Source organism: Acinetobacter sp. V115_6 (assembly GCF_031799025.1).
GTDB classification, from domain to species: domain Bacteria; phylum Pseudomonadota; class Gammaproteobacteria; order Pseudomonadales; family Moraxellaceae; genus Acinetobacter; species Acinetobacter pittii.
Genome location: NZ_JAVQNO010000018.1, coordinates 31,161 through 43,279, shown reverse-complemented (window position 1 = coordinate 43,279; position 12,119 = coordinate 31,161). Strand labels below are relative to the sequence as shown.

The 12,119-nt window shown below is 38.4% G+C and carries 15 protein-coding genes and 2 tRNA genes; 13 read left to right on the top strand and 4 right to left on the bottom strand.

Features of this window, described 5'->3' with window-relative positions:
- Positions 1-69: 69 nt before the first annotated feature.
- Positions 70-145: transfer RNA gene (locus RMA94_RS06165), tRNA-Gly, on the bottom strand.
- A gap of 45 nt (positions 146-190) precedes the next feature.
- Positions 191-266, bottom strand: a tRNA-Gly gene (locus RMA94_RS06160).
- Positions 267-496: 230 nt separating this feature from the next.
- On the opposite strand from RMA94_RS06160, the gene RMA94_RS06155 reads away from it, so the two are divergent.
- The 5 genes from RMA94_RS06155 to RMA94_RS06135 all read left to right on the top strand — a co-directional run bounded on the left by RMA94_RS06155 (position 497) and on the right by RMA94_RS06135 (position 3,330).
- The gene (locus RMA94_RS06155) at positions 497-805 is read left to right on the top strand and encodes a BolA family transcriptional regulator (protein WP_032038538.1); all 309 of its coding nucleotides are present in this window, start codon (positions 497-499) and stop codon (positions 803-805) included.
- 11 nt (positions 806-816) lie between these two features.
- Positions 817-1,209 carry a SirB2 family protein gene (locus tag RMA94_RS06150; RefSeq protein ID WP_005071964.1) on the top strand — a complete coding sequence of 131 codons (393 nt, stop codon included), beginning with the start codon at positions 817-819 and terminating at the stop codon, positions 1,207-1,209.
- Between the two features lie 76 nt (positions 1,210-1,285).
- Positions 1,286-2,128, top strand: coding sequence for a ParA family protein (locus tag RMA94_RS06145; RefSeq protein ID WP_005071966.1), 843 nt, complete (start codon positions 1,286-1,288; stop codon positions 2,126-2,128).
- Positions 2,129-2,138: 10 nt separating this feature from the next.
- The gene (locus RMA94_RS06140; protein WP_086394867.1) at positions 2,139-2,525 is read left to right on the top strand and encodes a hypothetical protein; all 387 of its coding nucleotides are present in this window, start codon (positions 2,139-2,141) and stop codon (positions 2,523-2,525) included.
- Positions 2,526-2,739: 214 nt separating this feature from the next.
- Positions 2,740-3,330 (top strand): LysE family translocator, encoded by a 591-nt coding sequence (locus RMA94_RS06135; protein ID WP_002114078.1) that lies wholly within the window; start codon positions 2,740-2,742, stop codon positions 3,328-3,330.
- An 8-nt stretch (positions 3,331-3,338) separates the two neighbouring features.
- Here RMA94_RS06135 and RMA94_RS06130 read toward each other — a convergent pair whose 3' ends face one another.
- Positions 3,339-3,980, bottom strand: a complete 642-nt coding sequence (locus RMA94_RS06130; RefSeq protein ID WP_005071971.1) for a DedA family protein — start codon at positions 3,978-3,980, stop codon at positions 3,339-3,341.
- A 194-nt stretch (positions 3,981-4,174) separates the two neighbouring features.
- Between RMA94_RS06130 and RMA94_RS06125 the strand changes: the two genes are divergently transcribed.
- Positions 4,175-4,612 (top strand): DoxX family protein, encoded by a 438-nt coding sequence (locus RMA94_RS06125; protein WP_002114126.1) that lies wholly within the window; start codon positions 4,175-4,177, stop codon positions 4,610-4,612.
- A gap of 66 nt (positions 4,613-4,678) precedes the next feature.
- On the opposite strand, the gene RMA94_RS06120 is transcribed toward RMA94_RS06125, so the two are convergent.
- The gene (locus RMA94_RS06120; protein WP_014208114.1) at positions 4,679-5,896 is read right to left on the bottom strand and encodes a DUF445 domain-containing protein; all 1,218 of its coding nucleotides are present in this window, start codon (positions 5,894-5,896) and stop codon (positions 4,679-4,681) included.
- 385 nt (positions 5,897-6,281) lie between these two features.
- Here RMA94_RS06120 and guaA point away from each other — a divergent pair, with 385 nt between their 5' ends.
- The 7 genes from guaA (at position 6,282) to RMA94_RS06085 (ending at position 12,082) form a co-directional block, all read left to right on the top strand.
- A complete protein-coding gene (gene guaA / locus RMA94_RS06115; RefSeq protein ID WP_130119823.1) occupies positions 6,282-7,850 on the top strand; it encodes a glutamine-hydrolyzing GMP synthase in 1,569 nt (522 codons plus the stop codon).
- Between the two features lie 65 nt (positions 7,851-7,915).
- Positions 7,916-8,704 (top strand): ANT(3'')-II family aminoglycoside nucleotidyltransferase, encoded by a 789-nt coding sequence (locus tag RMA94_RS06110; protein ID WP_130174205.1) that lies wholly within the window; start codon positions 7,916-7,918, stop codon positions 8,702-8,704.
- Positions 8,705-8,919: 215 nt separating this feature from the next.
- Complete coding sequence (locus RMA94_RS06105; protein WP_005071980.1) at positions 8,920-9,426, top strand: PadR family transcriptional regulator; 507 nt, start codon at positions 8,920-8,922, stop codon at positions 9,424-9,426.
- A gap of 60 nt (positions 9,427-9,486) precedes the next feature.
- Positions 9,487-9,792 carry a DUF3861 domain-containing protein gene (locus RMA94_RS06100; RefSeq protein WP_002114086.1) on the top strand — a complete coding sequence of 102 codons (306 nt, stop codon included), beginning with the start codon at positions 9,487-9,489 and terminating at the stop codon, positions 9,790-9,792.
- Between the two features lie 156 nt (positions 9,793-9,948).
- Positions 9,949-10,896: a pirin family protein gene (locus RMA94_RS06095; RefSeq protein ID WP_130174206.1), complete on the top strand. Its 948-nt coding sequence runs from the start codon at positions 9,949-9,951 to the stop codon at positions 10,894-10,896.
- Entirely contained in the window at positions 10,893-11,300 is a 408-nt protein-coding gene (locus RMA94_RS06090; RefSeq protein WP_014208118.1) for an OsmC family protein, read from the top strand. The genes RMA94_RS06095 and RMA94_RS06090 overlap by 4 nt, the downstream gene beginning before the upstream one ends.
- A 113-nt stretch (positions 11,301-11,413) precedes the next feature.
- Positions 11,414-12,082: a glutathione S-transferase family protein gene (locus RMA94_RS06085; RefSeq protein WP_033851013.1), complete on the top strand. Its 669-nt coding sequence runs from the start codon at positions 11,414-11,416 to the stop codon at positions 12,080-12,082.
- Positions 12,083-12,119: the final 37 nt, after the last annotated feature.

The following is a 12,119-nucleotide window of genomic DNA, read 5'->3' as shown; positions in this document are numbered from 1 at the left end:
ATAGAACGTAAAATCATGGATCGATAAAAAGAAAAAAGCCCCAGTCTTTCGACTAGGGCCTTTTAAATTTGGAGCGGGAAACGAGACTCGAACTCGCGACCCCAACCTTGGCAAGGTTATGCTCTACCAACTGAGCTATTCCCGCATATATAAGCAGTTTTTACTAAAACTTTCTCAAAAAAAACCAATTTGGAGCGGGAAACGAGACTCGAACTCGCGACCCCAACCTTGGCAAGGTTATGCTCTACCAACTGAGCTATTCCCGCGTGCCGCTTATAATACATTAAGCAAAACAAGGGTCAACAACTTTATGCAAATAATTATGCTGATTGCATAAAATAAAAACAGAAATGAGTATTTAGCGGTATTTTTATTGTTAAGTTGCCGAATAAATAGACATTTTGTTTGAAGTCAAAGCATACAAGAGCAACTTTTGTTTGTGTGTAGACAGGGTATACTAGTTTCAAATATACGAATAATCGTAAAAGGAAAAGCTATGAGCCTTGAACAACAGTTGATTGAACGGTTACAAACACTTGCACCTAGCCATTTGGAAGTGCTCAATGAGTCTGCCGGGCACGGTGGTTATTTTCCAGGTAAGGAATCTCATTTTAAAGTGATTATAGTGAGCGACGAATTTAATGGATTGCGTTTAGTTCAACGTCATCAAAAAGTATACGCGTTAGCTTCTGATTTGATGAATCCAGGCCAAATTCATGCTTTAGCGATTCATGCTTATTTGCCAAGTGAGTGGCAAGGTCAAGCTCCTGCTAGCCCAGAATGTGCACATGCACCTAAAAGCTAAGGGTTAATTTCATGGATGCACATTTACTCACTAAAATTATTCATATGACTGCGGTAGCTGCTGCACTTATGGTCTTTGTTTTACGCGCTTCAACTCTGTTTATAGGTGTTCAAGGTGAACAACCCAATCCAGCAGGGCGTAAAGTATTAGTTGCCTTACAACATTTGTCATTTACCGTGGTTTTCATTACGGGTGCAATTTTGTTAGTCATGAAAGACTTTCAAGTACAACCGTGGTTTTACGCTAAAATTATTCTATTTTTAGTGTTGTTATCTTCCCTGATGAAAGCCTTTAAAAAAGATGACACTCTTTTGTTGGCACAGCGTCGTGCAGGTTTGGTCATTAGTGCGATTGCATTTATTGCTATTATTATCTTAGTGATTGTGAAACCTGTTTTTGCTTAATTGTTCTACATTCTTTGCCTTTTTGATTAAGCTCTAGGTTAAACTGCGTACAGTAAAATAATATGCAGAGGGAAACATGTTAACTCGTGTGGTGTTTAACCAAAAAGGCGGTGTAGGGAAATCAAGTATTACTGTAAATTTGGCTGCAATTAGTGCCAAACATGGCTTAAGAACATTGGTGATCGATCTTGATCCTCAAGCCAATTCTAGTCAGTATCTTTTAGGTGACGAAGCAACCTATTCTGCTGAAAAATCAATTTTAGAGCCAAATATCGAAAATTTCTTTGATGATGTGTTGGGCAACAATCAACAAAAGGGTTTAATCGGTAACGCATTAGGTTCAATTTTAAAAGCTCCAAGAAATAAAGATCTCGACAGTTTTGTTCATTCAACTCCTTTTGCAAAATTAGATGTGCTTCCAGCAAGTCCTACACTTGGCGCGCTTGAACATGCGCTTGAAAGTAAACATAAAATTTATAAATTGCGTGACTCTATTCAAAACTTAGTTGGGCGATATGACCGTATCTATATAGACACACCACCAGCGTTTAACTTTTTTACTCTCTCTGCTCTGATTGCGGCAGATAAAGTACTCATTCCTTTCGACTGTGATGTTTTTTCAAAGCGTGCGTTACAAACATTGATTGAAAATGTTCTCGAAACGCAAGATGATCATAATGATCGCTTGGAAATTGAAGGAATTGTGGTGAATCAATTCCAATCCCAAGCAAAATTACCTCGGGAAGTGGTTCAGCAGTTAAAAGATGAAGGGTTGCCTGTACTCAATAGCATGTTACCGCCTTCGATTTTGATGAAAGAATCGCATCAGAAAAATTTACCTTTGGCCCATTTAGCACCCGAACATAAATTGACTCAAGCTTATGAGACATTGTTTGGTGAGATTGAGCCAAAACGATAAGAGAAAAATGATGAAAGGCTTATATATTGCGCCTTTAGTGGCAGCCACTTTACTCCTTGGCGCTTGTGCTACAACGGTAAAACCGACTTATGTGTCTCCAACACAATATCAATCTTTGAGCTGCCAACAGCTACAAAGTGAATATAACCGTATTCAGCAATATATCGACAATGGCGTGCAAACTCCAAAAAGTACAGGTATGGGTGTTGGTCTTGGACTCGGTGGTGGCTGGGGACGAGGTGGTTGGGGATTCGGCCCATCTATTTCTGTGAATATGGGACAGTCTTCTTCAACGAAAAATACCGAACTTTCACGTGTTTTAGGCCAACAAGAAGCGATTGTTCAGGCTGCTCAGTTCAAGAATTGTCCAATTGTTGTCCGTAAAAAGACCAATTAATAGTCAACTTTGCATCACAATATGCTAACTAAGGCATGTTGTGATGAATAAAGTTTAGCAAAATGTTTCATAATAAAATTAATATAAATGAATAGTTTATAAATTTTAAAGCTTCTAAAATTCTGTATTTTCTGTAATCAAAAAGCCTCATAAACTTGCTATATTTTGCCTGTTTCGTTTAAGGTGGCCCCATCTTGGATATTATGGAAACTTTATGATTGAGAGTTGGTTTTTTGTATTGGCAATGTTGGCTGTTTTGCTCATTCCTGGGCCAACAAATGCTTTACTTGCAACCGCTGCTCATTCTCAAGGTTTATCTAAAGCATTTTGGCTTATTCCTATGGAATGGTTAGGCTATGCCTACGGTATTAGCTTTTGGGCTGTGTTTATTCATTTGGCAGCACCAGTTTGGCCGGCGTTATTGCTCATTTTACATATTATAAGTGTGGCGTATGTGTTCTGGATGGCATTCCGATTATGGAAAACCACCCATTTACAACAATTTAGTCAAACTCACCGTAACATTCGCCCACGTCAATTATTCTTCTCAACCTTAAAAAATCCGAAATCTTTACTTTTTGCTGCAGGTATTTTCCCTGCCGAAACATGGAATTCGCCTGAAAATTGTCTAATGGTATTTGGTGTTTTTACATTGACGCTCATTCCAGCTGCGAGTTTCTGGATGATTTTTGGACGTGCACTATTAACGGGCCCAGTACAAAAAATAAAAGCCGATCATTTATATAAAGGATCGGCTATGTTGCTTATTTTATGTATGCTTCCAGTGGTATTCCGTTTCTTCTAAATTAAGCCTTAAGCATTGGTTTTCCGGCTTTTTAGTTTTTCACGTATAAAGCCGATGATACCCGGTAAAACACTAATAATAATGATGCCAAAAATAAGATGAGTGAAGTTGTCTTTAACGATTGGCATATTTCCAAATAGATAGCCCAAAGCCACAAAAGAAGCGACCCAACAAAATGCGCCAATCACATTATAAGTTAGGAAAAACTTATAGTTCATGCTGCCAGCACCCGCAACAAAAGGGGCAAAAGTACGGGCAAATGGAACAAAGCGAGCAAAAATAATTGTTTTGCCACCATGACGAGCAAAGAATTCTTGAGTTTTAATTAAATGCTGCTTATTAATGAATCGTGAATTCATTTCAAATACACGTGGACCGATAAAACGACCAATATGGTAGTTCACTGTATCGCCTAAAACGGCAGCAATGAAGAGTAGAGCACCCAATAACCATGGATCCATCGCACCTGTAGATGCTGCTAAAGCACCAGCTGCAAATAGTAAACTATCTCCCGGTAAAAACGGCATAACCACTAAACCGGTTTCGACAAAGATAATTAAAAATAAAATGCCATAAATCCACGTCCCGTAATTTGTAATAAACTCGGCGAGATGTTGATCAACGTGTAGAATAAAATCAAGAAGTTCCATGAGATGATTAAGTGGTAAACCGTGCTCAAATCCTAGCAGTGACCCTATAGAAAGTCAGTATAAAACATCAAAAATATACAAATTGATCATCCTGTTTGTGCAACGATATATATGGATTTTGAGTATTTAATTATCAATGTCCCAAACCTAGAATGAGCTCATCAATAAATAAGCATTTAAATAAAGGTGGCAAAATGTTTAATCCAAATGTAGTGGTCAAAAATATCGTAACGCAATCAGGCGCGGACAGTTTTATTAGCCTTATTGCTCGTCTTCTTATGGCTTATATCTTCCTTGTTGCTGGTTGGGGGAAAATTACCGGTTATGCAGCAACTGCAGGATATATGGAAGCAATGGGTGTACCAGGTGGAATTCTTCCTTTAGTTATCTTGGTTGAGTTTGGTGGTGGTTTAGCCTTGTTATTTGGTTTCCAAGCACGCTTTGCAGCTTTCGGTCTTGGTATCTTCAGTATTTTAACTGCATTCTTGTTCCACCAAGGTGGGGCTGATGCAGCGGCACAATACAATAATGGCATCCACTTTATGAAAAACTTAGCAATGGCAGGTGGTTTATTCTTTCTAATGCTTCATGGTGCTGGCCGTATTAGTCTGGATCATGCAATCGAGAAATAATATTCAAGACAAAATAAAAACCGGATGAGCAATTCATCCGGTTTTTTTATTTCTTTATTTTAAAAATTAAAGCATAAATTGGATTTGCAATTCACCAACCACGAAACCAAGAACTGCGCCGACTGCAATCAAGGCCCACTCATCTTCTTTAAATGCAGGACGTAACATCCCTTCAAATTCAGAAGGTGTTAATTTTTGCATACGCTCAATGAGTGTGCTACGAATATTCATTGCATCTTCTGCATAAGACTCTACATATTTCATCGTCTCTGGAAGCTGTTGCATAATACGTTCAGCAACTTGTGATTTCATATTCTGATATTTTTCTCCGCCAATTGCATATACAACTAAAGGACGAATAACCCCAGCTTGCATATCAATTTCTTGTTTGACATGGCGGTTAACCAGATCAATAACACGCGCAGAATGTGTACCCGAAAATAACTCTTCCATCATGTGACGTGAAGTTAAAAGCTGTTTAGAAATTAAAGCTGCATAGTCAGCTGCAACTTCATTTTGACGTTTAATAAACAGACCTTGCCATGTGTAACCCAATATCTTTTTGGGATAAAGTGGTCTAAACATCATTTGCAGTGCAATCCAGTCACTGAAGAAACCCACAAAACCACCAAACAAAGGTAGCATCCAAGGATATTTTCCTTGAGTGACAATCCAGCACAGCATCTGAATCACACCGATACCGAAGCCAAATACAAAACCTACATTACTGAAAAATTTAAATTCTTGTTTCCCTACACGTTTAAAAATATTGTTGAGTAAACGTTTATCTTTAAGCAAGTTGCTGATAACAAGATGTTTAATATCAAAGTATCGATTCACATCACGCTGTACTTCGCTCATGATGTGTTCAACGATTTCGGGTGCTTTGGATTGCACACGACGGATGAGTCTTTGGCGAGCAAATTCTGGCATGCCTTCCCATAAACCGGGCTGATACTCTTGAGCAACGTCACGGGTAATATCTTCAGCCGCTGCAAGTAGAGGTTTTTCTATTTCTTTGGCAATACGTTTAGGATCTAGGCGTGCAAAAATTTCTTCAGGCTTAATGAGCTTTGCTGTCATAAGCTCAACAGCAATGGTTGCCATTTTCTCGGCTTTGCGAGGCACAATGCCTTGCCAACCCAAAAATGGTTTAATACCTTTAAATTCAAGTGGTGAAAACATCATCTGGATGGCAACCACCTTGGTGATATAGCCAATTAAACCACTCATAAAAGGAATAGAGACATACAACCAAAAATGTTGCTGGAAATCTGCAATCATAGTTTGAAGCATTGTTGTTCCTTAGATTTCTATTGATTTTGATAGGGGGCAACAAGCCATAAAAATGGATAATTGTTTAAGCACAGACAAATATCGCTTATGGTATTTACCTTTCCATGGTAATGCCTGTTTTATCGGCTCATCTTAACATCAAATTCAAGGCGATGTTGCATAGAATGTGATGAATTTATCAATACCCATGGAGTTTTTAAGCGTAACCCATACATTTGATAAATATAAGTAAATTTTGATTTATATCAAACAATCCAATTATAGAAATGATTCTGATATGAAAAAAATAAGATATATGATGATTTGCGGTGCGCCGAAGCGCGAAAAATGTTAAAATGGCGCGCTTAATTCTTTTGCCATTTAGTGGTTTGTCATGACTACCAATACTCAAATTACTGAAGATCGTATCCTGATTCTGGATTTCGGCTCTCAATATAGTCAGCTCATTGCACGTCGTGTACGTGAAGCTGGTGTTTACTCTGAAATGTATGCTTTTGATATGTCTGAAGAAGACATTCGCGCTTTTAAGCCAAATGGCATTATTTTGTCAGGTGGACCTGAGAGTGTGCATGAAGAAGGCAGCCCTCGCGCACCACAAGTAGTGTTTGAGTTGGGCGTTCCAGTATTGGGTATTTGCTATGGCTTGCAAACCATGTCTGAACAGTTAGGCGGTAAAGTTGAGCCGGGTACTGTACATGAGTTTGGTTATGCCGAAGTTGATATCGTTAAACGCGACCAACTGATTGGTAACTTACAAGACCGCGAAAACCAACTTCATGTTTGGATGAGTCACGGTGACAAAGTTAGCCAGATTCCAGAAGGCTTTACCATTACTGCAAGCACACCAAGCTGTCCAGTTGCTGCTGTAAGTGATGAAACGCGTCGTTTTTATGGCGTGCAATTCCACCCAGAAGTAACACACACGGCAAAAGGTGAAGAGTTACTTGCAAACTTCGTTCATAAAATTTGTGGATGTGGTGGTCTTTGGACGCCTGAACACATCATTGATTTACGTGTAGAACAATTACGTGAACAAATTGGTAATGAAAAAGTTCTTTTAGGCCTTTCAGGTGGTGTTGACTCATCTGTCGTTGCTGCGCTTTTACACAAAGCAATTGGCGACCAGTTAACATGCGTATTCGTTGATAACGGTTTACTTCGTTTAAACGAAGGTGACCAAGTGATGCAAATGTTTGCTGAAAACATGGGTATCCGTGTTATTCGTGCAGATGCTGAACAACGCTTTTTAACTGCATTGGCTGGTGAAGTTGATCCAGAGAAAAAACGTAAAATCATTGGTCGCGAGTTTATTGAAGTATTTGCTGAAGAAGCACGTAAACTTGATGGCGTGAAATTCTTGGCACAAGGTACGATTTACCCAGACGTAATCGAATCTGCTGCAAGTAAACAAGGTAAAGCACACGTAATTAAATCTCACCACAACGTAGGTGGTTTACCAGAAGATTTAGCATTTGAATTGGTAGAACCTTTACGCGACTTGTTCAAAGACGAAGTTCGTAAATTAGGTACTACACTTGGCTTGCCACATAGCATGATTTACCGTCATCCATTCCCGGGCCCTGGTTTAGGTGTTCGTATTTTGGGTGAAGTGAAGAAGGAATATGCTGATATTCTTCGTCTTGCTGATGATATCTTCATGCAAGAGCTTCGTGACAGCGGTTGGTATGATAAAACTGCTCAAGCATTTGCTGTGTTCCAACCAGTTAAGTCAGTTGGCGTAGTAGGTGATGGTCGTCGTTATGCATGGGTAATTGCGCTTCGTGCAGTTGAAACGGTTGACTTTATGACAGCTCGTTTTGCACATTTACCATACGAATTGGTTGATAAAATCTCAACGCGTATTATGAATGAAATTAAAGATGTATCACGTGTCGTATATGACGTGTCATCTAAACCACCAGCAACGATTGAGTGGGAATAATTAAATGAAAAGGCAGGATTTAATCCTGCCTTTTTTATATCTGTTTCTTCCGAAGGAGGTGAGAGATGCCTGATTTAATTCAGTTAGAATATCTACAAGAAAAATTACAGCAACTTTTAGCGGAATCATTATTTGCAATTTATCTTTATGGTTCAGCTGTTGACGGTGGTTTAGGGCCAGAAAGTGATCTTGATGTACTGGTCGTGGTCACTCAACCATTAACTTCTGCTTTACGTGAGCAGCTTGCACAAGAATTACTAAAAATTTCACAGCCTGTTGGGGAATTACAAAGGCCATTAGAAGTTACTATTTTATTAAAAGATGAGATTCAGTCTGGAATTTATCCTTTAAGTTATGAAATGCAATTTGGTGAATGGCTGCGTGAAGAGCTTAAAGAAGGTGGAGTATTGAGCTCACAGAAAGACCCAGATATTAGTATATTGCTTAGAAAAGCGAGATCTCATCATACAGTTTTATTTGGGCCAGCTTTAAACCAATGGGCACCTGAAATTTCTGATCAAGAACTATGGCAAGCAATGTCTGACACTTATCCCGAAATTGTAGCGCATTGGGATGAGGATGCAGATGAAAGAAACCAGATTTTAGCTTTATGCCGGATCTATTTTAGTTTAGTGATGAAGGATATTGCTTCAAAAGACAATGCTGCACGATGGGTTATGTCTCAGCTTTCTGATGAGCAGAAATTCGTATTGCAGCGACTTATACAGGAATATAGAGGGGAAATCGGCAAACAAAATTGGCAAGAGGAGCATTATGCTTTGCAGCCTATTGTCAATTTTTTGAGTTCAAAAATTGAAGAGCAGTTTGAGCAGAAAAGAAATCTGATCACATAATAATTTTTTGATTCTGGCTTTATTTACCGACTTTGCTAAACATGTGGCTATATAAGAGTGCTTAAGCACTCTTTTTTATTACTTAGATTTTAAAGCTAAAAATTAATTTTGATAACTATCAAAGCAATAGATCAACTCTTATTACTTTTACTTGATCAAAGATATATTAAGATATATCTTAATAATTATAAATTGATCATTTTGGATCTTAAAAGATGAAACAACAATCAGAACAGCATCATGCTGAACATCATCGTTCGGGACGCCGTGGAAGACTTTTTGAAGCTGGACGCATGAAACTTTTGGTACTCCACCTTATTCAGCAAAGCCCAAAGCATGGCTATGAAATCATTAAAGAAATAAGTGATTTGGTAGGCGATGGCTATACGCCAAGCGCAGGAACAATTTATCCAACATTAACCAGTCTTGAAGAAATGAAGTTGATTAATTTGCTGGATGTAGAGCGTAAGCAATATCAAATCACGGAATTTGGGAAAGCTTACTTAACTGAACAACAAGACAAGTTGAAAGAGTTATTAGAAAAACTACGTTTAAGACGAGAAATCCACAGTAATGATGAATTAATCGAAATTCACCGTGCAATGGAAAACCTAAAAACAGCCTTACGTTTGAAGTTGAACTCGGCAGGTTTACAGCAAGAGCAGATTTATCAAATTGCCGAAAAAATTGATCAGGCTGCTGTTGCGATTGGGCGCCTATAAGTCGACCTTAAACAAGTTGAAATTCTTCAAAGTTATTAATTTTTAAGAGAGAATTTATATATGAAACAACATCAATATCATGTCACGGTACAACACTTAAAAAATGCAAAAGGAGAGGCCTCTACTTATACTGAACGCCTTGAGTTCTATGCGGGAAATCATGACGATATTTTTGAAATTGTTGAACGCTTAAAAAAAGCAGATTTTTTTGATGATGAAACAACAAAATCTTTTGGAGTTGGGCTAAAACTTTTTAGTGAGGTTATGCTTGAAAACCGTGACCACCCACTATTTCAAGAGTTTCTCCCACAATTTGGTCAATTTATGAAAAACCTGAAACAGCTCGTTAAAACTCAATCATCGTAAGCTGCTCAATGCAGCTTTAATGTTATGTAATTAACAAATGATTGTCTCATTCATAGCACCCTGTGTATTACTAAAAGACTATATTGAATAATGAGTGTATTGTTAAGATCATTACAACGACTCATTGCAAAAGCATAGGTAAAAGAGAGTAATATCATGAGCAATAATAATGATTACGATATTTCTGATTCAAAGGATTGCGAAAAATTTGCCAATCAGTTTATTCAGGAATTTCCAATTCGCTCTGCTGAAATTGGACAGGGGACAGTCATTAAGCGGGCTTTACCTAGCCGACAAAAACGAATGATTGGTGCGTGGTGTTTCCTAGATCATGCGGGCCCAGTCACTTTTCCGGCGGGTGATGGTTTAGATGTTGGTCCTCATCCTCATATTGGTTTGCAAACCTTCACGTGGATGATTGAAGGCACCATGATGCATACCGATAGTCTAGGCTCAAAACAACTGATTCGACCTAAACAAGTTAATTTAATGACGGCAGGGCACGGAATTTCACATACAGAAGTTGCACCTGATACAGAAACTCAAATGCACGCTGCTCAGCTCTGGATTGCCTTACCAGATGCTAAGCGCAACATGGACCCGAAATTTGAACATTATCCTGAACTGCCTGTTGTTGAGAAAGACGGTCTAGAGTTTACCGTGCTTGTGGGTGAATATTTGGCAACTACTTCTCCAGTCTTGGTACATACGCCGTTAGTGGGTGTTGACCTCATTGCTACCGAAGATACGAAAACCCGCATTCCATTAAATCCTAATTATGAATATGGTTTTATGGCGCTTGAGGGTAGTGCTCATGTAAATGGCCATGAGTTAACTGCTGACAACATGGTGGTATTAGATACGGGTCTTAGTGAAATTGAGATTGAAGTAAAAAAAGGTAACCGTATTCTTTTGATTGGCGGTGAACCGTTTGAAACACCAATTTTACTCTGGTGGAACTTTGTTGCACGTACAATGGATGATTTAAAAGAAGCCCGTGAGCAATGGATTAACCATGATGCACGTTTTGGTGAAATCCCAAATTATGTTGGTGCACGTTTAGAAGCCCCTGTTCTTCCAGATCAAATGAGAGCATCAAAATGACAGCAGTAATCGCAAGCAGTAAAGCAAAGCCCCTTGCTGAACAATGGAAGGGCGAAATCACCAGTGGTCGCCACCAATATTTTTGTGATGAGCCAGAGAAGCTAGAAGGGCAAGACCAGGGTCCAGCTCCATACGATTTGCTCACTGGAAGTTTAGCCGCGTGTACGCTTATTACTTTAAGAATGTACGCAAAGCATAAGGGTTATGATTTTGGTGAGTTTTCGGTTGAAATCGATTTTCATACCAATAGAGAACATGAAGAACATATAGAACGTCGTATTGTTTTTAAAGACTTGCCAAACGAAGAGCTTCAACAAAAAATCTTAGCGGTATGCGGTAAAACCCCAGTCACTAAAACTTTGTTACGTAGTTTAGACATTCATACTGTGCTTGTTACAGTGTAAAAATGCTATTTTGTTGAGGTGGATGATTTTATATCCATCCCACAAATGGAATAAAACAGCATGTTCACATGCTGTTTTTTATGTAAAAAAGAAAAATAAAAGCAGGCAATAACATGATTAGTGTACACCACCTGGAATGTTCGCGATCGTTTCGAATTTTATGGGCTTTAGAAGAATTAGGCTTAGATTATGATATTCATTATTATCAACGCTTACCTAACTATTCCGCTCCAGAAACATTGAAATGTATTCATCCTTTAGGTAAAGCTCCGATTTTGACTGATGATGAACAAGTCATCGCAGAATCTGCTGTGATTTTAGAATATTTACAGCAGCGTTATGATCAGAAGCAACAATTTAAACCTACAGAGCCACAAGATTTACAGCAGTATATTTACTGGATGCACTATGCAGAAGGTTCACTTATGCCGTTATTAGTCATGACTTTGGTCATGAATAGTGTAAACAAGCATGTGCCATGGTTAATTCAACCAGTAGCTAAAAAAATCACGGAAGGGGTGAAGGCAAATTTTGTTCGACCACGTATGAAAGATCATATTAGTTTTTTAGAAAACTATTTGGCAGAGCATGAATATTTTGCAGGTGATTTTTCATTCGCTGATATTCAAATGAGCTTTCCTTTGGAAGCTTTACAATCTCGCTTACAGGGTAAATACCCTCATATTCAAGCGTTTTTACACCGTATTCAGCAAAGACCTGCGTTTCAAAAAGCGAGACAAAAGGGAATTGGTTCTAATGAAAGGAATTGTGCTGATATCTAAAAGAAAAGGAACAAATATTTGTTCCTTTTTTATTTTC

Coding starts and splice junctions, on each gene's coding strand:
- RMA94_RS06145 (WP_005071966.1), top strand. CDS start 1,286: ATGTTAACTCGTGTGGTGTTTAACCAAAAAGGCGGTGTAGGGAAATCA.
- guaA (WP_130119823.1), top strand. CDS start 6,282: ATGACTACCAATACTCAAATTACTGAAGATCGTATCCTGATTCTGGAT.
- RMA94_RS06095 (WP_130174206.1), top strand. CDS start 9,949: ATGAGCAATAATAATGATTACGATATTTCTGATTCAAAGGATTGCGAA.
- RMA94_RS06100 (WP_002114086.1), top strand. CDS start 9,487: ATGAAACAACATCAATATCATGTCACGGTACAACACTTAAAAAATGCA.
- RMA94_RS06150 (WP_005071964.1), top strand. CDS start 817: ATGGATGCACATTTACTCACTAAAATTATTCATATGACTGCGGTAGCT.
- RMA94_RS06155 (WP_032038538.1), top strand. CDS start 497: ATGAGCCTTGAACAACAGTTGATTGAACGGTTACAAACACTTGCACCT.
- RMA94_RS06120 (WP_014208114.1), bottom strand. CDS start 5,896: ATGATTGCAGATTTCCAGCAACATTTTTGGTTGTATGTCTCTATTCCT.
- RMA94_RS06135 (WP_002114078.1), top strand. CDS start 2,740: ATGATTGAGAGTTGGTTTTTTGTATTGGCAATGTTGGCTGTTTTGCTC.
- RMA94_RS06110 (WP_130174205.1), top strand. CDS start 7,916: ATGCCTGATTTAATTCAGTTAGAATATCTACAAGAAAAATTACAGCAA.
- RMA94_RS06125 (WP_002114126.1), top strand. CDS start 4,175: ATGTTTAATCCAAATGTAGTGGTCAAAAATATCGTAACGCAATCAGGC.
- RMA94_RS06140 (WP_086394867.1), top strand. CDS start 2,139: ATGAAAGGCTTATATATTGCGCCTTTAGTGGCAGCCACTTTACTCCTT.
- RMA94_RS06085 (WP_033851013.1), top strand. CDS start 11,414: ATGATTAGTGTACACCACCTGGAATGTTCGCGATCGTTTCGAATTTTA.
- RMA94_RS06105 (WP_005071980.1), top strand. CDS start 8,920: ATGAAACAACAATCAGAACAGCATCATGCTGAACATCATCGTTCGGGA.
- RMA94_RS06130 (WP_005071971.1), bottom strand. CDS start 3,980: ATGGAACTTCTTGATTTTATTCTACACGTTGATCAACATCTCGCCGAG.
- RMA94_RS06090 (WP_014208118.1), top strand. CDS start 10,893: ATGACAGCAGTAATCGCAAGCAGTAAAGCAAAGCCCCTTGCTGAACAA.